Genomic DNA, 20,991 nt, shown 5'->3' with positions numbered 1-20,991 from the left:
AGCTTATCTATGTTTGGCATGGTTCCTAAAAAGTTATGAGCGTCTTCTTATTTTAATTCCCTTTGCTACTTTTGCAAGAGGTCTATTATCTATGCTTTACCAAGTCATGCTTAGCCGAAAAATTTATTATGCTTGGCTACCGTGAGTTGGCTCAAAGTCAGATAAATCTAAAATAGCATTTATCTGGTTTCAATAATGAAACCTAGTAATACCAGCCTACCTTTAGTAAATACGCTTCATACTGTATGGGCCATTGACACCAAACAGTTCGGTATAATTGTACTGTATTGTACGTAGATAACCTACCAAACATTTGCTTTAATCAACGTATCAAAAATACAGTGGTAGGTTTATGAAAAACACAACTCAAGGTTGGATGAATGGGTTTATCGGCGTCGTTATCTTTGCAGGCTCTTTACCAGCTACCCGCTTAGCAGTAATGGGTTTTGACCCTCTATTTTTGACTGGAACGCGTGCGACGTTAGCCGCGTTGCTCGCTATTACCGTCTTAGCAATATTCAAACAGCACCCACCAACCAAGGCTGACCTACCCGCTCTAAGTGTTGTCGCTCTAGGTGTGGTCATTGGCTTTCCTTTGTTAAGCGCGTTGGCTTTACAGCATGTCACCTCGGCACACGCCATTGTATTTTTAGGAATATTACCGCTATTCACTGCTATATTTGCCGTTTGGCGCGGTGATGAACGCCCACCCGCTTTATTTTGGTTATTTGCCTTGTTAGGTAGCACCTTTGTCGCTGGTTACGCGGCTATGAGCAGTAGTCATACGCCTTTGTTGGGAGGCTTACTAATGCTAGGCGCTGTCATCGCTTGTGCTCTAGGTTATGCAGAAGGCGCACGGTTATCACGCACTCTTGGCAGCTGGCAGGTGATTAGTTGGGCTTTGGTTTTATCATTACCAATGCTACTTCCCGTCACGTGGCTAACGTGGCCAAAGACATTCACAGACATCAACATTACCGCTTGGGCAGGATTATTCTATGTGTCTTTGTTCAGTATGTTTATCGGATTTTTGTTTTGGTATCGTGGATTGGCATTAGGAGGTATTGCTGCTGTTGGGCAATTACAGTTGCTACAGCCTTTTATGGGTCTTATGCTAGCGGCAGGATTACTACATGAGACCGTTAGTCTTGGCATGGTAATAAGTACATTGGGAGCATTAGCTTGTGTGCTTGGCGCGAAAAAATTTGCGGTGTAGATGACTTTTATTTATGAAAACCAATCGTTCACTGTTAAAAATCAGATAACATAGAGACCCCTATATGCTTAAGTTTGTATGCTCAATCACTTACTATTGCACCCACTTTTATAATGATATGTTTCAGCAACAAATAAGCTAAAAAACATATACTTAACAATAAGATACTCCTTATCAAAGCCTCTTTATTATTACTGATTAAGTTGGTATTATCGTTTTATCTTTTTATGAATGAGATAGAATCATATGATAAGCACTGACGATAAATTACTCTGCACACAAGGTAATGATTTTTATTTAGAAGGCGAAATCTATACCGTAGGTAGAATCGTTAACAATAAGTACTTTCAGTTGCTAACTGGTAGTAACGATGATCATTGGTATGCCACTTTAGATGAACAAGGAATTTATGTGAGCTTCGACTCTATGACTGCTCAAAGCACCAAGGCTTGGTTTGATAAAATAGCTTAGTAAAATCCTCATTTCCGTATCTGTATATTTTGCCTAAGAAAATTTGTATACGCCTGTCATACCTTTATAGCCATTTTTTTACTTCCTCAATGACTGTATGCACTCTATTAGAGAGCGCACGCTGTCGTCTTAGCGCAAGGTATAGCGTCTCGCTAACGGCAACCGGTAGATAGTGACTGTTAATAAGCTCAGGCTTTGGATAAGCAGCCACTGCGTGTGCAGGTAGCACGGTAAAGCCTATTCCTCTACTGACGGGCTCTAAGATTAAACCTATCTGATTAGAAAAGCCTTTTTTATCAAAGTCATTGATATGTTGGAATTGCTCATAATTAGCAGTTAGTAGCATGCCTGCATGATGGGCACCATCTGGATGATCAATAAATCCAAGCTCGATGAGCTGCTCCCAGCTTGGCTCTACCGTAGTCGCAGGTGTCACTAGTATCAATGCTTCTTGCGCCATGGGCTGGCAACTGACTGTCTCATCATCTGAGATATCCGTCATAAAACCAATATCGATCTCGTGATTGGCAAGCGCCCGCTCGATATCAGCATTGGGTGCAAAGCGATAATCAATCACCAATTTTGGATGCTGCTGCTGTAGCGTCAACAGCTTTGGATATAGCTTAAGTCCGACACTTCCCGGTGACATCAACCGCACCAGTCCTTCATAAGGTGGATCCTCACCTATTCGCTGCTCTAAATTTGATAAGCGCTGCAATATCTCGCCTGCCTCTTTATAAAGCTGCTCACCTGCATTGGTCAATGAGAACTGCTTTCCTTGACGAATCAACAAGTCCGTATCCAACTGCTCCTCTAACTTACGTATGTGCTGGCTCACACCAGACTGCGTCATATACAGACGTTCAGCCGTACGCGTAAAGTGCCCAACTTCCGCGAGCGTACAGAAAGTACGCAACCATGTGATATTAATCATTACATTTCATACTTATTTATATAATATTTGATAATTTTACATAATGACTGTGCGTTTGTATACTGGCCTCACGTTAAACAAGAGTACAGCAAACAGGAGCACAAGCTATGAACAACGTTTATCCAAGAAGCTTTTCGCACATCGGTCTGTCAGTCCCTGATTTGGACGCTGCCGTAAAATTCTATACTGAAGTGATGGGTTGGTACACCATCATGGAACCAACTGAGATTGTTGAAGATGACAGTCCGATTGGTGAAATGTGTACTGAAGTATTCGGTTCAGGTTGGGGCCGCTTCCGTATCGCTCACCTATCTACTGGTGACCGTATCGGTGTTGAGATTTTTGAATTTAAAAACCAAGAAGATCCTGAAAACAACTTTGAATACTGGAAAACAGGTATTTTTCACTTCTGTGTTCAAGATCCAAATGTTGAAGAGCTGGCTGAGCGTATGGTTGCAGCAGGTGGCAAAAAGCGTATGGAAAAACCACGCTACTACTACCCTGGCGAAAAACCTTACCGTATGATTTATATGGAAGATCCGTTCGGCAACATCGTCGAGATATACAGCCATAGCTACGAGCTTATCTATAGCGAAGGCGCATACTAAGTTCAGTATAAATTTGGCTCAGTATGGTTTTAGCTTAAATCTGACTGAAAAACCAATAGCGTACTCATGACCTGAGTGCGCTATTTTTATTTGCGTGCGTTGTCTATCAGTAATCTACTTGTGCTCAGTTGCCTTGTACTCACTTTAAACTATAGTCAAAATACCTCAAAAACACTACGATACTGCTGATATATCGATATTACTTTTCACTGAATATACTTTAACCGTGTAGCACTGAGGCAATCGTTTACGCAAAAGATGAATGCAGATGATGGCTTTCCACTTATTGAAAATATAAAAATACAGTGACATAAAAAATCCCAGCACAAGGCTGGGATTTTTAGCAAATATCTAGAGCGTGTTAATCATTAGAGTCTACGATTTTTGGTGGACCTGTAAGTAGGTCTTCATCACGGAATTCATTAGCAGAATTGTGCTCTGCTGACTCCTCAGTGGTGAACCATTGCTGATTGCGATACAGTATCAAACGATCTCGGCTCAATCCGCGTAGCAATGAATACATCATCACGACAATCACAATAGCAAAAGGAAAGCCCGAAACAATAGAGGCCGCTTGCAGTGCACTTAAACCACCTGCTGCCAATAATACAGCGGCGATAACGCCTTCAGCACCTGCCCAAAATAAACGTTGAATCTTTGGTGGATTGGTATCGCCACCTGAGGTCAGCATATCAATAACAAAACTGGCTGAATCTGATGAGGTCACAAACCACAGTACAATCATGACTACAATGAGTAGGTTGACCGCCTCTGTTAGTGGATAAGACTCCATTAACTTAAAGATAGCACTACCGGTATCTGCTTTAACGGCTTCGATAAGACCCGGACTGACAAGGTTAGGATCTGCCGCTGCCATCAGCTCCATATTCACCGCAGAACCACCAAAGGCGGTAAACCACAAGAATAGAATCGTGATAGGAATTAATAAAACCCCTAATATGAACTCACGGATGGTGCGACCTCGAGAGATACGGGCAACAAACACTCCAACAAATGGCGACCAACTAATCCACCATGCCCAATAAAAAATCGTCCATGAGGATTGCCAGTTTTCCTCTCCACTATAAGACTCTGTCCACAGACCTAATGGCACAATTTCATGCAAATAGTTGCCGATATTTTCTACAAAACTATTAAAGATGAATTGAGTAGGCCCAAAGATAATCACAAAACTGAGCAATATCACCGTGAAGAATATATTGGTATCACTGAGACGCTTAATGCCTTTATCTAGTCCCATGAACAAGGATAACCCTGCTAGCATAGTGATAAAGCCGATCAAAATAATCTGCACCGTAATATTGTTGGGCACACCAAACAGTGTCTCAAGACCAGAGTTAATCTGTAAAACACCAAGACCTAACGTGGTCACTACCCCAAACATCGTACCAAATACGGCAAGCGTATCGACCGTATGACCCCAACCGCCGTAGATTTTTTTACCCAATATTGGATACAAGGTGGAGCGGATAGCCAATGGCAACCCTACTCGATAATGAAAATAAGCCAAGGATAGCGCGACCATGCCATAGAGCGCCCATACATGTAGACCATAATGCAGGAACGAGATGTTCATCGCCTGCTTAGCAGCGGCGACTGTTTCCGCCTCTCCTAATGGTGGAGCCATGAAATGATACAGCGGCTCGGCTGTGCCCCAATAAAGCAGTCCAATACCGATACCTGCTGAAAACAGCATACCAATCCAAGAAACCAGATTGTACTCTGGTCTCTCATTCTGATGACCAAGCCTGATATCGCCATAGCGGCTAAATATCATATAAATACTCATGACCAACGTTAAATTGACCACCACAATAAAGAACCAGCCAAAGCGTAAAGAGACAAATGCTTTTGCTTGGTTAAATACCACTTCTGCTTGTTCGTTGAATAATGCCCCAAAGATAATGAAGGCAAGTATCAAAATCGCTGAAGTCAAAAATACAGGTTTACTTACCCGCGGAAAAGGGCCTAATCGGCCAACTTTTACATGATCCATAAGTATATCCCCAAAAAAAGTGCGTAACCATACCAAGGTATGAACGAATTATCAAATATAACGCTTTGTAAACACTGCCAAATGTATAGAAATGGTAGTAACACTTCGGTAATAATTTTCAACAATTCGAATTTATACTGAATAAATTTAAATATCTTTATCCAATAAAGAAGCCCCAATTTACGAATAAATTAGGGCTCCTATTAAAACAGCTTAAATGACTATTTTACTTATTAGTCACCTTTCACTATCTTGGGTGGCCCTTTTAGCAAATGCTCATCAACGAATTCGTTCGCTGAATTATGGTCTGCTGATTCATCCGTGATGAATTGCTGCTGCGCTCGATATAGAATCAAGCGATCGCGACTAAGACCACGTAACAATGCATACATCATGACGAATATCACTAAGGCAAATGGTAGTCCTGCTACGATAGCCGCCGCTTGTAAGGCAGACAGTCCACCAGCCGCCAGCAAGATAGCTGCGATAACGCCTTCTGTGGTTGCCCAAAACAAGCGCTGTATTTTTGGTGGATTGGTATCGCCACCAGCAGTCAACATGTCAATGACAAAACTGGCTGAGTCTGATGAGGTTACGAACCACAGCATAATCATCACTACAATCAGTAGCGTAATTGGTTTTGCCAATGGATAGTACTCAACCAATTTAAAGATCGCACTACCAGTATCTGCTTGTACCGCTTCAACCAATCCTGGACTGATACCAGACACAGCAGAGGCAAGCTCCATGTGAACAGCAACGCCACCAAAGGTCGTAAACCAGAAAAACAAAATCATCATAGGAATGAGTAGTACACCAAGTACAAACTCTCTAATCGTACGACCACGAGAGATACGGGCAATAAAGATACCAACAAATGGTGCCCAGCTAACCCACCATGCCCAATAAAATATCGTCCAACCACTCTGCCAATCCGTTCCACTATAAGACTCACCCCACGTACCTAAAGGAACAATCACTGTCAGATAGTTGCCGATGTTTTCAATAAAGCTATCAAAGATGAAAAGTGTCGGCCCTAAAATAACCATAAACGCTAATAAGACGATGGTGAAACCAATATTGATATCACTAAGTCGCTTAATACCTTTATCTAGACCCATCAAGACCGAAGCCGCTGCAAGCGCTGTAATGAAAGCGATCAAGCCAAACTGAACCGTAAGACTGTTAGGCGTACCAAACAGCTTTTCGAGTCCAGAATTGATCTGCATCACCCCAAGCCCAAGCGAGGTGACCACACCAAACATCGTACCAAACACGGCCAAGATATCGACAGTATGTCCCCATCGGCCATAGATTCTTTTGCCGAGCAAAGGATACAAGGTTGATCGAATCGATAATGGCAAGCCACGACGGAAATGGAAATAGGCTAAAGACAGCGCCACAATCGTATAAATGGCCCAAGCGTGTAACCCCCAATGCATAAATGAGATATTCATCGCTTGCTTTGCGGCTTCAACCGTTTCGGCCTCGCCCATTGGTGGTGCCATAAAGTGATACAACGGCTCCGCTGTACCCCAGTAGACTAGACCAATACCAATACCTGCAGAAAACAACATACCAATCCACGAAAACAGATTGTATTGTGGTCGCTCCGTTTGATTGCCTAGCCGAATATCACCATAGCGACTCATTGCTAAGTAAATACAGAGGGCAAGCGCTGTATTGACTAGGATAATAAATAGCCAACCGAATTTATCAGTAATAAAATTTTGTAAAAAACTAAAAAGCGCCCCTGCTGTTTCCGTAAACAAAGCGCCAAAAATAATAAATCCGACAATTAACAACGTCGATGTTATAAACACAGGTTTACTCACCCGTGGAAAAGGTCCTAATCTGCCTACTTTTACTTCTTCCATGTGCAAGTCTCAAAATTCAAGGAACATTACCTTAACAAAATAGGCCTTAACTATCAATCAATTACAAAATAAAACTTGATAAAACCTTTAATTTACTCTAAAAGACTTAACAATTTTTTTTAGAATAACTACATAAATATAAAATCAAAATTGGTTTTATTACGATATTACTTAGGCAGTAGTCTAAGTAATTGCCCCCCATTACCATCTTCCAATGCCCACACTTGCCCATCTACTGCCAGCACACTGCGGATACGTTCGCCCATATCGTAGCGATAGCGTTCAGCAGCGGTGTTGCCTTCATTGAAGCTGACTACGATAAGTGCTTTAGAAGATAAGCCACTAATCAGCGCATTGCCTTGCCAACTAGGAAAGTCATTATGACTACCCGCAGCGTATATGCTGATGGAAGATGGAGATATGACTGGCGTCCAAGTAACTTTGGGTGCAGCAAACTCAGGCTTTGTGTCATGATCAGGGATATCAATACCTGAGTAATTGCGTCCATTGGACACAACTGGCCAGCCATAATTATTACCTTTTTCGATGAGATTGAATTCATCGCCGCCTCTTGGCCCCATCTCATGTGCCCAAAGCTGTCCACTGTCATCAAATGTCATGCCAAGCACATTACGATGACCTATCGTCCAAAACTGCTTGGCAATGTCATTCGTATTGTCCAAAAATGGATTGTCTACTGGGATAGATCCGTTAGCATTTAGGCGTATAATTTTACCCAAGTTGACACTCATATCTTGTGCTGGGGTTTTTTCTTGACGCTCGCCTGAGCTGATATATAGATAGCGTCCATCAGGTGAAAACAGCAAGCGATGGCTATAGTGTCCTTGCCCTTTGACCTTAGGAAACTGCTGCCAAATGGGTGTGATGGTTTGCAACGTTGGCGTATCTGTCTCTAGTCCTGAGAGCGTTGCCTTGATGACTTTAGCACCAAATGTATTGCTGTCACCTCCCGTTCCTGCTTCCACATAGCTGAGATACACTGTATTAGACCTAGCAAAATCTGGCGCTACTATGATGTCTCCCAATCCACCTTGGCCACCATAAGCGACTTCGGGAACACCATCGACTCTCGTTTTGGCACCCGTCGCGGTATCTACAATGAACAGCTCGCCTGTTTTTTGGGTCACCAGTAGCTTCGGTGGTTGGTTATCTGCGCTGGGTAATGCAGCCATAGCCCAAGGCTCATCAAAGGTTGCAATCTCGGCAGTAGTAAAGTCAGGCTTGTCTACGCTGACTTGAGCATCACTAATTTTCACATCGGCTTTAGAGGTTTGCGTCTCTTTGGATTCTGCCGCATCGGGGCTGGTGTTTACCGACGAAGGATTGGAGCAAGCCGAGGTGCTGAACAATAGAGCCGCGATGATTAACGGCAATGTCAAAGGTTTGCCTAGACGTTCAATATGGGTTGTCATCATTTTTCCTCTTTATCCAATTTGCACTTATGTTATTAGGGTCTGTTGAACATTCAAACATGGAACTGGCAGTGGCTATTTTTTAGACAATACGCAGTGAAATTTTTGATGCCTAGTCGTTCTAGGTTAGACAATTTCGCCATGTATTGGCAAAAAATAGACCTGCCCTGAAAGGCTGATGCTAAAATCACCCCAAATGTTGTTGCAAACCTAGCTAAGGTCTCGACATTATCATCGGTTTACGCCTAGTTTGGGGCAATTTTAGCGATCAGCAGTCCTAATATTTGAATGTTCAACAGACCCTAGTCATTTATTTATAGCATAGTCCTGATATTTAAATAGTAAAAGAATAGTAGCGCAAAACGCGCGCCTAAACGTAAAAGCCCCTTATCTACGCTCGCAGATAAGGGGTTGATTTTAAGAGTATAGCTAGCTCATAAAAACTTCAATGCTAGATTGATTAGCTCATTCTTAGCTTATCAAAAGTCAGCTTGTCATCAGAGCCAACATCGACTTTGATAATATCGCCAGCGACAAAATCACCCGATAATAATTTCAATGACAATGGATTTTCAATCTCTTGCTGAATGGCACGTTTGAGCGGACGCGCACCATACACAGGATCATAACCCACGGCAACCAATTTATTCATCGCATCCGCTGATAGCTCGATATCCATCTCACGCTCATGCAAGCGTTGACGCAAACGATCCAGTTGAATAGTAGCAATACCTGCCATTTGCGACATACCAAGCGGATGAAAGACCACTATCTCATCGATACGGTTGACGAACTCTGGGCGGAAATGCTGACCAACAGAATCCATGACCTCCGCTTTGATATCCTCGTAGCTTTCACCAACCATTTCTTGGATTTTATGCGAACCCAAGTTGCTGGTCATGATAATCACGGTATTTTTGAAATCCACCACACGACCTTGTGAATCCGTCAAACGCCCATCGTCCAATACTTGTAATAATATATTGAATACATCAGGATGCGCTTTCTCAACTTCATCGAACAAAATTACACTATAAGGCTTACGGCGAACAGCTTCAGTCAACGCACCGCCTTCCTCATAACCCACATAGCCTGGAGGCGCACCAACCAATCGACTGACACTGTGTTTCTCCATGTATTCACTCATGTCGATACGCACTATCGAATCTTCACTGTCAAACAAGAAGTTCGCCAATGATTTGGTCAGCTCAGTCTTACCAACACCCGTAGGTCCAAGGAATAAGAACGAGCCAGAAGGACGATTCGGATCAGACAAGCCAGCTCGGCTACGGCGTACCGCATTTGCTACCGCTTCAACTGCTTCATCTTGACCGATGACGCGCTCATGGAGTTTTTCTTCCATTGCCAGCATTTTTTCACGCTCGCCTTGCATCATTTTATTGACTGGAATACCAGTCGCGGCCGCAACGACTTCCGCAATCTCGTTGTCTGTCACTTTATTACGTAGCAGTTTTACACCACTACCTTCGCCTGTTTGCTCTTTTTGTTCTGCCAAGTCAGACTCAGTGATACGGCGCTCTAGCTGCGGAATGGTTTCGTATTGCAGCTTGCTCATGGTCTCATAATCGCCTTCACGACTGGCTTTGTCATACGCAATACGGGCTTTATCCAGCTCGTCTTTTAGCTGCTGACTGCCTTTGACCAATGCTTTTTCTGCTTGCCAAATTTCATTCAGATCAGCGTACTCTTTTTCTAGCTCTTCAATTTGCGCATTGAGTGCTTTACGCTCTGCTTGCGCACCTGCATCTTCTTCGTTTTTGAGCACTTCACGCTGCATTTTTAGCTGAATCAAACGGCTATCAAGCTTACCTAACGATTCAGGCTTGCTGTCCATCTCCATCCGCAAGCGACTCGCGGCTTCGTCGATTAAGTCAATCGCCTTGTCTGGCAACTTACGATCAGTAATATAACGGTGACTCATCCGCGCAGCAGCAATAATGGCGCTGTCTTGAATATCGACCCCATGATGCAGCTCGTAACGTTCTTTAAGACCTCGCAAAATTGCAATGGTGTCTTCAACCGTTGGCTCATCGACCAACACTTTTTGGAAACGACGCTCAAGTGCCGCATCTTTTTCGATGTACTTGCGATACTCATCTAGTGTCGTCGCTCCGACACAGTGTAGCTCACCGCGTGCCAATGCAGGTTTTAGCATGTTGCCTGCGTCCATCGCCCCTTCAGACTTACCCGCACCAACCATCGTATGCAGCTCATCGATGAATAAGATGACGTTGCCTTCTTGCTTGGCCAAATCGCTCAATACGCTTTTGAGGCGTTCCTCAAATTCACCACGGAATTTTGCGCCAGCGATTAGCGCACCTAAGTCTAATGACAGCACTTCTTTGCGGCGTAAACCTTCTGGCACATCACCATTGATAATTTTTTGGGCTAAGCCTTCGACGATAGCCGTCTTACCCACACCCGGCTCACCGATAAGCACAGGGTTATTTTTAGTCCGACGTGACAGTACTTGAATGGTACGACGAATCTCTTCATCACGACCAATCACTGGGTCTAGCTTTCCAAGCTCCGCCTGCTCGGTCAAGTTGATGGTATATTTATTTAATGCATCACGTTGATCTTCCGCATTTTGATTATTCACGGTTTCATCACCACGTAATTGTTCAATCACGGCTTTTAATTTAGCCGCCGTCACGCCAGCACTCTCAAATATCTTTTTGGTTTCGCCCTGCTCAGCGAGCGCCAACATCACCCATTCAGTGGCGATGAAATCGTCGCCTTCTTTTTGCGCTTGCCGATCGGCCAAGTTCAAAATTTTGACCGAGTTTGGGTTTAGATTCACGTCACCTGTCGGCTCCGAAATGGTCGCTTGATTATCCAGTGCCTTTGCAATACCGTTCTTTAACGCTGGAATAGACGCACCTGCTTGTTGGCAGATAGACAAATTAGATTCATCTTGCAGCAATATGGCAAGCAGATGCACAGGATCGATACCTGTATGATCGCGACCTAAGGCTAGGCTTTGTGCTTCTTGAATGGCGGATTGCAGTTTTTGGGTAAATTTCTCAAATCTCATATTCACATCCTTTTATAATTAGTATTTTCAGTAGTCGCTCTAGACTCTAGTGCCCACTGTTATCTGTCATTTATATAAGGTATATATCTACTTATTTCAAGCCAATTATCAAATAAAACCTTACTATAAGCAATGATATTTAGCATTGCTTATTGATTAATATCATTTAAATGTATTTTTAAGAGGAATTAAAAGGTATGAAGGGGAAACAGTGCTATAAAAAAGCGAGCAGAAGGCGCATAAAAGTACGACAAAGAATAGAATAAGCGAGTCCGACACCCTATCTGATTTATGTAAAATTAGGACGTGTCATCGAAAACTCAATCGCTCTACTCTACGATTTCAATCGTGGTGCCTACTTTGACTGCAGCCATGATTTCATCCATCTCATCGTCGGTCACGGCGATACAACCATCCGTCCAGTCGCGTTTTTGATTGAGCCATGCTAAATGACCAAAGCCATTCATCTGACCATGAATCATAATATCACCGCCCGGATTGACATCAAGTGATTTGGCCTGCGCTTTATCAGCCACATTTGGATAACTAATATGAATGGAGCGATGGGCAATAGAGTTTTCATTTTTATAATCTAAAGTATAGTTGCCTATGGGTGTACGTTCATCGCCTTGTTGCTGCTTGTGACCTACTGGACTGTCGCCCAATGCAATATGATAAGTACGAATTACATCATCGCCACTCAATAATTGCAAACGGCGTTCAGATTTATCGACAAAGACTTTATCGATAATCACGTTATTAGCAATGGGTTGCTTTTTTTCTACAATATGCTTAACCGCAGCAATGGCACTAGTGCTAATAATAGCAGCAAGGCTAATTCCTATTGCAATCAGTAACCAATTTGCACGCTTGCTAGCATGTGGAAGAAAAAATGACATAAGCTTTAATCCTTATAACCAACGCTCAATAACAGTGAGTCATAATATATCAAAGCACCATGCCAATTTTTGTGAAAACTTCGTGAATCATATCGCAAAAATCTTATTTTTTATAAGAAACTAATATCATTAGACCATACGAATGGCACCATCGAGACGAATGACTTCACCATTTAGGTAGGCATTATCAATAATATGGGTGACCAGTTTGGCAAATTCATTAGGATCACCCAAACGTTTGGGATAAGGCACGCCAGACTCTAATTGCTCACGCGCCTTTCCGGGAATCGAATCCATCATGGGTGTGGCAAAAATACCGGGTGCAATAGTCATCACTCGAATGCCGTGACGTGCCAGCTCACGAGCCAGTGGCAACATCATACCGACGACGCCAGCTTTGGACGATGCATAACTCGCCTGCCCCATTTGCCCATCAAAGGCCGCAATAGACGCAGTATTAATAATAAGACCTTGATCTATATTCTTTTCTCTATTGCTTTTTTCTACGCTATTGGCATTAGCCACTCTTTTGGCAATACTAGACGCGACTAAGCGCGCTACGTTAAATGAACCGACCAGATTAATATTAACCCCGCGGCTAAAAGCCTCAAGATCTGCTGGATTGTTTTCGCGATCTAGTAGCTTTTGTACGACAGCGATACCTGCGCAATTGATCGAGCCGTGGAGACCGCCGAACGCTTCTTCAGCAACGGCAATAGCCGCTTGCACCTCCTCACCACTGGTGACATCACAACGTACAAAACGTGCGTTATCTCCCAGCTCGTTGACCAGTGCTTGCCCAGCTGATTCATTCAAGTCAGCAATGATAACGTTGCCACCTTGAGCGACTAACGCGCGAACCACTGCTTCACCCAATCCTGATGCACCACCTGTGACCAAAAAGCTGTTTTTTTGAATTTGCATGAATGTTCCTTAACTATTTATTATTTGATATTTTCATTGTCAGTCTATGTTAATCAGCTTATGTTAAATAGCTTCATCATAAAGAATCTCTATTTTAACGAAATACTATCTAGGGCGTGTCATCATTTAGATTGTGAGGCTTAAAATGAGGAAAATTGCAGCCAAACAAGGAAGAAATTGCCGTAAATATGAACATATTGACAAGATTTCTGACGATGTTTGGCTAAATTTAGCCATTTTAAGACCACTAAATGTATTCATGTGCTAATTGATGACGCGCCCTAATACTATATATTGCAAAACGCCCTTATCCGGCAGATAGACTGCGCAGCAAAAAGCGTTGAATCTTACCACTTGGGGTTTTTGGTAGTTCGCTCACGAACTCGACCTCACGCGGATAAGCATGAGTCGATAGACGCTTGCGTACCAAATCTTTAATTTGCTGAGCGATTTCTTCAGAGCCTTCGATGCCATCTTTTAACACCACATAAGACTTGATTGTATGTCCACGCACTTCATCTGGCACGCCAACTGCTGCTGATTCTGCAACCGCTTCATGCTCTAATACGGTATTTTCGACATCGGTAGGCCCTACACGATAACCTGCGGTAATAATGATGTCATCATCACGTCCTGAGAACCAATAACTACCGTCACTATGACGCTCAACCACATCGCCTGTTAAGTAATAATCATCTGCAAAGGCTTGCTTCTCATTCCAGCTGTACCCTTGGAAATAAAACGCGGGCGACTGACTGACCACAACGGCTAATTGCCCTTGCTCGCCATCGGGCAGTACATTCATATCATCATCTAATACGACGAGCGTATGCCCTGATAACGCCATACCCATAGAGCCAACTGGACATTCATGTGCCAGTGCATGATGGGCACAGCACGTCATGCCTGTCTCTGTTTGCCCATATTGGTCTTTCACTTGACACGTCAGATAGGTTTCCACCCAGCTTACGACTTCGGTGTTGAGTGTTTCCCCTGCTGAGTTGGCACAGCGTAGAGATAACTTGGCATTGGTATCCTTATGAGCGTCTTCAAACACGCCGCTGGATTTCATCATTCGGAAGGCGGTTGGTGAAGAGGCCAAATTGGTGATCTTGTGACGTACCATAAAGTCGCGTGTGTTGGTCGCGTCAAAGCCTGCTTCATTGAAATAGGTAGTGATACCCAATAGTAAAGGCCCTGTGATGGCATAGTACAAGCCATACGCCCAGCCTGGATCCGCCATGTTCCAATATTGGTCATCTTCACGTAGATCAATGGCATAACGCATATACAAGTAAAAGGCAGGTAATGCAGCCAATGGCACACTCACGCCTTTTGATTTGCCAACTGTACCTGAGGTAAACATCTGCAAAAATGGCGCATCGGTATCGAGCATCACGGGTTCGATCGTTTGCGACTGTGCTTCCATAGACTGGCTATAATGATCGTCACACCATGTCTGAGCATCCTCTATACTGCCGACCAATACCATTTTGGTCTGCTCAGCCAAATCTTCAAACTTGCTGCGGTTATCTAGATTGGTAAATACAACCTTGGTGTCGGCCTTGTCCATCCGATATTTGATCGAATCATAGCCAAAAGCGGTAAATAGTGGCTGGTATACAGCCCCGATGCGCCATGTTGCCAATACCACAGTGAGCAGCTCAGGCGTACGTGGTAGCATAGTCGCCACTTTATCACCCGCTTTTACGCCATACGACTGTAGTAAGTTAGCAATTTGGGCACTTGCTTTGTCAAGCTCACCAAAGCTCATGCGCGTTATATTGCCTGCAGTATCTTCGTGTACTAGCGCGGCATTGTCAGCGCGGCCATCACGTACATGACGACCACAGCAAGCCATATAGGCATTTAAACGATCGTCTACGTGCTCGCCAAAGATTTCTGACAGCAGTGTATTCATGTCGAAGTTATTATAATAATCGGTATAATTTTTTGGCGTAACTGAGGCGTCTGTATCAGCGATTGTAGCGGTTTGAGAGGCAGTGTTCATAAGCTAATCCTTTAGCAATAGCAGGTAACGGGTAAAATGGTGTTTATGATTGTAAAACGGCCACATCCTATAGACCGTTTAATAGGTTCGTATTTATCATGCTCTATTAGTAACGCATTTTTGTACTTATTTCAATACATAACGTATCATTTTTATTTTTAGATATGGAGTATTTAATCATTATTAATTTATTTTAGTGTGCTTAAAAATCCAATCAAGGCTTTCTCTTCACAGCTTTGATGCCGTTTGGTACGTCCACGGCGCGCTTGTTTGTAAGTCTCAAAAAACTGCCCTGCCAAAAAACGTTCAATGACAATGGGATGAATATACGAGGCACGACATACGGTCGGTGTATTACCCAGCTCTGCTGCCACGCTTTTTACCATATCAGTGACCAGCTGTTGACGCTCTGCGCTTTCTGGTGCACTGGCAAGTATGCTAGCGCCTGCTATCGTTTGTAGCTCGTCATGTAGATAGCTTGCCGCGAGCACACTTGCCATCCATGTGCGAAAATCCTTTGCACTATATAGCTTGCTTTCGCAGTCCATACCGCTAGTATGCATTCGCAAATAATCATTGATATCGGCACTGTCGACGACTTGCTTATGTCCATCGTCATCTAAGTATTTGAATATCTGATAACCCGGCAACTCAGAACATGCCTGCACGATATCAATTAAACGCTCGTCTTGCAGCTCAATATGATGCTCCTTTGCGCTTTTTCCGACAAAATCAAACGCCAATCCAGTGTCTGTTTCGCTCACGTGTTTGCTACGTAATGTGCTTAGCCCATAGCTTTTATTTTGCTTGGCATAGCGACTATTGCCAATACGAATCAAGGTGGTCTCAAGTAGCTTAACCACTGCGGCGAGCACATTGGTACGTGACAATGATTCTGCCTCTAAGTCTTTTTCGACCTGTGCTCGTAGATTGGGTAACGCTTCTGCGAAGCCGATCATCGCATCGAATTTGGCTTGATCACGAATGTTATTCCATGACGGATGATACAAATACTGCTTACGGGATTTTTCATCTCGTCCTGTCGATTGTAGATGGCCTTTTTCATCTTGGCAAATCCAAACCTCTGACCACATTGGCGGTATCACCAACGCATCAAAACGCTGGCGCAACGCTTTATCTTTGACCGTTTTGCCCGTTGCATCACGGTAAGTAAAACCACGACCCCAACGTCTACGCGCATAACCGGGTTCATCGTCACTCACATAGCGCAGATTAGCGCGGCTGGCAAGATACTCATAATCATGGCGCACATCTCTTATCATTGTCTGCTCGCCTGCCTTAGTCATAGAGTCGTACACCTTTGAAAAGTAATTGTTTTAGCATAATTAATTGCTTTTATTTTTGCTGTTTGTTTGGCACAGATAAAGTGTAATGCTGTGTAAAAAATGCACCATAAAAAGCTTATCAATTATGATTTTCTAAGTTATAATTAAACATATGTCCATCAATAAAACTAAGTAAAAACCTATGGAAAATCCTTCTATAAAAATCACGCCATTATCTAATGCAGATTACGACCCTTGGTTAGTGTTGTGGCAATGCTATCTAACATTTTATGAAACCCATTTGCCAATGAGCACAACTGATACAACATGGCGCAATTTGCTAGATAGTAATGTACCTATTTATGGATTTGGGGCATGGCAGGATGATACGCTGGTAGGTATTACCCATGTGGTGCTGCATCCCAATACTTGGAATAGTACCGAATGTTGCTACTTGGAGGACTTGTACGTTAATGAATCTGTTCGCGGGCAAGGCGTAGGACGCGCATTGATTGAACAGGTCTATGACTTTGCACGCCAGAAAAACTGCAACCGTGTCTATTGGACCACTCAAGAAGGCAACATTGCAGCACGTAAACTCTATGATGCAATCGCCACCCAAACGGATATGGTGCAATACCGTAAAAACTTATAATATTGATTAGGCCGTGTCTTCAACTCACTCGATAGTCACCTAAATGGGCTAAAAACGGCTAAATCTCTTTCAAAAAATACTTATAAAAAAACGCCAAGCATAAAATACTTGGCGTTGATTGTTCCGATAAGACTAAAACTTAGAGACTATTATTTACCATACACACATAAATAAGCGGTTTCGACGTCTACTTTTACTTGGAACTTCTGATTGGCTTCAACGGTAAATTGCTCGCCAGCATTAAAGGTTTGCCACTCGTCACTCTCTGGTAGCTTGACGGTTAGTGCACCGCTGACCACACTCATGGTCTCAAATTCGCTGGTGCCAAATTCATATTCACCAATAGACATGACGCCGACAGTCGCAGGCTTAGTCGCTGTCTGAAAAGCAATAGAAGTTACTTTATCATCAAAATAATTATTAACGCTTGGCATAATTTTCCTTAATTAAATATTAGTTACTATTTTAAAACGGCTGCTTACAATCCTGCTTTTAGACTCGCTTCAATAAACTGATCAAGGTCGCCGTCTAATACCGCACCGGTGTTAAAGGTTTCGACGCCAGTACGCAAATCTTTAATACGCGAGTCATCGAGCACGTAAGAGCGGATTTGACTGCCCCAACCGACGTCGGATTTGCCATCTTCGACCGCTTGCTGGGACTCCATACGCTTTTGCATCTCTAGCTCATAGAGCTTAGCACGTAGCATTTTCATCGCGGTGGCTTTGTTACCATGTTGACTACGCTCGTTCTGACAAGTCACTACCACGCCACTTGGCTCATGCGTAATACGCACCGCAGAGTCAGTCGTGTTCACGTGCTGACCACCTGCGCCCGATGAACGATAAGTATCGATACGCAAATCCGCTGGATTGATATCAATCTCGATATTATCATCGATTTCAGGCGAGACAAACACCGCAGCAAACGAGGTATGACGACCATTATTACTATCAAATGGTGACTTACGTACCAAACGGTGGACGCCAATTTCGGTACGCAACCAACCAAACGCATAGTCACCTTTAATCTCAATCGTTGCCGACTTAATACCAGCCACGCTACCTGATGATACTTCTATAACGTCAACCTTGAAGCCATGCGCTTCCGCCCAGCGTGTATACATACGCAGCAGCATCTCTGCCCAATCTTGTGCTTCGGTACCGCCACTGCCTGACTGGATATCTAGGTAGCAGTTATTCGGATCCATCTCACCACTGAACATCCGGCGGAACTCTAAATCAGCAACGCGTTTTTCAGCATTATCCAGCTCGCTTTGCACGTCAGCAAGCAACGACTCATCTTCTGCTTCTACCGCCAGCTCCAGCATAGCAGACGCATCTTCTAATGTGGTCTCAAGCGAAACGACGACATCGATGACTCCATCAAGATGACTTTTTTCTTTATTAATTTTGGTCGCACGCTCTGGATCGTTCCAAATATCGGGGTTTTCTAATTCTAAATTGACCTCTTCTAAGCGTTCTTGCTTACCATCGAAGTCAAAGATACCTCCGCAAATCCTGCCCACGCTCTGATAAATCTTTAATTTGTTCTTGATACGGATTGATTTCCATAAATATTCCTGTTTTTTTAAATAAGTGTCTAACGAATCTGCCGCTATTTTAAATGAGATTGATGCTAAACGCTTGGCTAATTATGACTGCCTCTACGTTAACGCGCTTTAGGTTGCCTAAATTGACCAGTCTTCCACTGCCCAGCGATGCGCTAACGCGTGTGCATGTAGGGCATCATCAGGTGACACACAAATCGCCACATCTGCCCATTCGAGCAACGGAATGTCGTTTTTGGAGTCTGAGTAGGCATAGGTTTTATCAAAGGTAACCCCAGCTAACTGCTGCTTATTCACCCATTTGTCTAGATGATATATCTTACCTTCTTTAAAATTGGGCTTGTCCGCTAACTTACCTGTATAGCGATTGTCTTTTATCTCGAGCGGTGTTGATAACACATTGGCGCCTTCAATACCGAAACGTTTGGCAATGGCAGAGACCACAAAATCATTGGTCGCAGAGATAATCACCACATCGTGCCCTTGCTCAACATGCTGACACAGTACTTCCATCGCTTTTGGGCGAATATGCGGCTCGATTTCGCGTTTGATATAGTCTTCACGCAGCTCATGCAACCGTGCCAATGGCAATGTGGTCAAAAACTGCGCGACAAATTCATTGTATTCTGTGGCATCTAGCGTACCTTCGATATACTGCTCATAAAATGCTTGATTAGCCGTGCGATATTGCGCCTCATCTACCAGCCCATTATTGACGATATACTCACCCCATAGATAGTCGCTGTCGACATCGAGTAGTGTGTGATCTAAATCAAATAGTGCCAGTTGTTTTTGTGGCTTTGGTTGGTTTTGTGCTGGATTTACCTGCATGGTGAGACCTTATCGTTGTTTGCTAAAAAATACCAAGAACTGAATAAAAAATATAAATAGTTTAGGACATGTCCTCATTTCAAAAATAATGATAAAAATGAGATAAATTGCCGTCAAACAAGGAAAGCAACACCGATAATATCGGGATATTAACCAGCTATTTAACGATGCTTGGCAAAATTTAGCCATTTTTAGCCCGTTTAGATACGATCAATTGAATTTAGGACACGCCCTAATAAGAGCGTCAATTAAATCACGGCTCAAATCGAACCAGAACCATCCTATCCCGTTAATCTGGCATCGCTATTTCAGTCAGACCTTCCTTATAAGTCTCACAGAGTTGAGCATAGTGGTATGCTGACATTTTTAGCATGGCGGCTTGTTCATCGGTCAGCGTCTTGACGACTTTTGCAGGCGCGCCCATCACCAGTGAATTGTCTGGAATAATCTGACCTTCAGTAATCAAGGCTTTGGCTCCAATGAGACAGTTTTTGCCGATTTTGGCATTATTAAGTATCACAGCACCAATGCCAATCAAACTGTTATCACCGATCTCGCAACCATGTAGCATGGCTAGGTGACCAACAGTGACATAATCGCCAATGTTGGCTGCGATACCTAAATCAGTATGAATAACGCTGTTTTCTTGCACATTGCTATAATCACCAATATGAATGTGACCAACGTCGCCGCGTATCACCGCACCAAACCACACACTGGCTTTATGCCCTAAATATACATCACCGATCACTTGTGCTGAGTCTGCCACCCAACCGTTGAATGGCACTGCAAACTTAGGGGTTTTGTCTAAATATTGATAAATCATAACGATTCCTTGTCATCTTCATTATAGTTATAAAAATTGGGTTTATCGCTGCGCTGTCCATTGTGGCAAAGCCCACTGCTAAAATCCAGCGCTATTAATGGACGCTTGATTTCGAATTTGATAAAAGAATAAATAACTCATGACTACTTAGGCTATTTTCTGATTTATTGTTATTGTCTATGTAATGACTATTAATCCAAGGAATCGGCTAGCCATAGCACCCTATTTTGTATATAATACGCAAAATCTGTGCCTAAGCGAGCGGACATGATGCAAGTTACCTATTCACTATCTAGTGGGTTTTGTAGTTTTCATCAATAATGTCTTCTCGCTTTTTTGTGGAAAAATTTTGTGTATCGCCCTTTTATTATCTTT

Annotated in this window: 17 protein-coding genes; 4 read left to right on the top strand and 13 right to left on the bottom strand. The window is 43.2% G+C overall.

Translation table 11 applies throughout. The features are described from left to right. The first annotated feature begins 352 nt into the window (after positions 1-352). Positions 353-1,216 carry a DMT family transporter gene (locus RH96_RS06385; RefSeq protein ID WP_010198733.1) on the top strand — a complete coding sequence of 288 codons (864 nt, stop codon included), beginning with the start codon at positions 353-355 and terminating at the stop codon, positions 1,214-1,216. Positions 1,217-1,462: 246 nt separating this feature from the next. Then, positions 1,463-1,687: a hypothetical protein gene (locus RH96_RS06380; protein WP_010198729.1), complete on the top strand. Its 225-nt coding sequence runs from the start codon at positions 1,463-1,465 to the stop codon at positions 1,685-1,687. 64 nt (positions 1,688-1,751) lie between these two features. Here RH96_RS06380 and RH96_RS06375 read toward each other — a convergent pair whose 3' ends face one another. Beyond that, positions 1,752-2,621 carry a LysR family transcriptional regulator gene (locus RH96_RS06375; RefSeq protein WP_010198725.1) on the bottom strand — a complete coding sequence of 290 codons (870 nt, stop codon included), beginning with the start codon at positions 2,619-2,621 and terminating at the stop codon, positions 1,752-1,754. A gap of 107 nt (positions 2,622-2,728) precedes the next feature. On the opposite strand from RH96_RS06375, the gene RH96_RS06370 reads away from it, so the two are divergent. Next, complete coding sequence (locus RH96_RS06370) at positions 2,729-3,229, top strand: lactoylglutathione lyase family protein (RefSeq protein WP_010198723.1); 501 nt, start codon at positions 2,729-2,731, stop codon at positions 3,227-3,229. Between the two features lie 361 nt (positions 3,230-3,590). Here RH96_RS06370 and RH96_RS06365 read toward each other — a convergent pair whose 3' ends face one another. The 8 genes from RH96_RS06365 to RH96_RS06330 all read right to left on the bottom strand — a co-directional run bounded on the left by RH96_RS06365 (position 3,591) and on the right by RH96_RS06330 (position 16,755). Next, positions 3,591-5,246, bottom strand: coding sequence for a BCCT family transporter (locus RH96_RS06365; RefSeq protein WP_010198721.1), 1,656 nt, complete (start codon positions 5,244-5,246; stop codon positions 3,591-3,593). A 233-nt stretch (positions 5,247-5,479) separates the two neighbouring features. After that, complete coding sequence (locus tag RH96_RS06360) at positions 5,480-7,123, bottom strand: BCCT family transporter (protein ID WP_026037171.1); 1,644 nt, start codon at positions 7,121-7,123, stop codon at positions 5,480-5,482. 167 nt (positions 7,124-7,290) lie between these two features. After that, a complete protein-coding gene (locus RH96_RS06355) occupies positions 7,291-8,556 on the bottom strand; it encodes a PQQ-dependent sugar dehydrogenase (RefSeq protein WP_010198719.1) in 1,266 nt (421 codons plus the stop codon). 460 nt (positions 8,557-9,016) lie between these two features. Further along, entirely contained in the window at positions 9,017-11,614 is a 2,598-nt protein-coding gene (gene clpB / locus RH96_RS06350) for an ATP-dependent chaperone ClpB (RefSeq protein ID WP_010198715.1), read from the bottom strand. Positions 11,615-11,943: 329 nt separating this feature from the next. Next, positions 11,944-12,513: a L,D-transpeptidase family protein gene (locus RH96_RS06345; RefSeq protein WP_010198712.1), complete on the bottom strand. Its 570-nt coding sequence runs from the start codon at positions 12,511-12,513 to the stop codon at positions 11,944-11,946. A 129-nt stretch (positions 12,514-12,642) separates the two neighbouring features. Then, positions 12,643-13,437 (bottom strand): SDR family NAD(P)-dependent oxidoreductase, encoded by a 795-nt coding sequence (locus tag RH96_RS06340; RefSeq protein WP_010198709.1) that lies wholly within the window; start codon positions 13,435-13,437, stop codon positions 12,643-12,645. Between the two features lie 307 nt (positions 13,438-13,744). Further along, the gene (locus RH96_RS06335; protein ID WP_010198701.1) at positions 13,745-15,448 is read right to left on the bottom strand and encodes an AMP-binding protein; all 1,704 of its coding nucleotides are present in this window, start codon (positions 15,446-15,448) and stop codon (positions 13,745-13,747) included. 188 nt (positions 15,449-15,636) lie between these two features. Beyond that, positions 15,637-16,755, bottom strand: a complete 1,119-nt coding sequence (locus RH96_RS06330; protein ID WP_010198699.1) for a DNA topoisomerase IB — start codon at positions 16,753-16,755, stop codon at positions 15,637-15,639. Between the two features lie 181 nt (positions 16,756-16,936). On the opposite strand from RH96_RS06330, the gene RH96_RS06325 reads away from it, so the two are divergent. Then, positions 16,937-17,389 (top strand): GNAT family N-acetyltransferase, encoded by a 453-nt coding sequence (locus RH96_RS06325; RefSeq protein ID WP_010198697.1) that lies wholly within the window; start codon positions 16,937-16,939, stop codon positions 17,387-17,389. A 149-nt stretch (positions 17,390-17,538) separates the two neighbouring features. Here the strand turns inward: RH96_RS06325 and RH96_RS06320 are convergent, their stop codons facing one another. From RH96_RS06320 to RH96_RS06305, 4 genes are all read right to left on the bottom strand, one after another. Continuing rightward, positions 17,539-17,823 (bottom strand): pyrimidine/purine nucleoside phosphorylase, encoded by a 285-nt coding sequence (locus RH96_RS06320; protein WP_010198694.1) that lies wholly within the window; start codon positions 17,821-17,823, stop codon positions 17,539-17,541. Between the two features lie 44 nt (positions 17,824-17,867). Continuing rightward, positions 17,868-18,963 (bottom strand): peptide chain release factor 2 gene (prfB, locus tag RH96_RS06315; protein ID WP_141629700.1). Its coding sequence is split into 2 segments (ribosomal slippage): positions 17,868-18,890 and positions 18,892-18,963, totalling 1,095 coding nucleotides; the frame shifts between segments, so codons are not numbered across the junction. A gap of 116 nt (positions 18,964-19,079) precedes the next feature. Beyond that, positions 19,080-19,790: an HAD family hydrolase gene (locus tag RH96_RS06310; RefSeq protein ID WP_010198688.1), complete on the bottom strand. Its 711-nt coding sequence runs from the start codon at positions 19,788-19,790 to the stop codon at positions 19,080-19,082. 289 nt (positions 19,791-20,079) lie between these two features. After that, on the bottom strand, positions 20,080-20,616 hold the full coding sequence (locus RH96_RS06305) for a gamma carbonic anhydrase family protein (protein ID WP_010198685.1): 537 nt from the start codon (positions 20,614-20,616) through the stop codon (positions 20,080-20,082). Positions 20,617-20,991 lie beyond the last annotated feature (375 nt).

Source organism: Psychrobacter sp. PAMC 21119 (assembly GCF_000247495.1).
In the GTDB taxonomy this organism is placed as follows: domain Bacteria; phylum Pseudomonadota; class Gammaproteobacteria; order Pseudomonadales; family Moraxellaceae; genus Psychrobacter; species Psychrobacter glaciei.
This window is presented reverse-complemented; position numbering and strand designations above follow the sequence as displayed.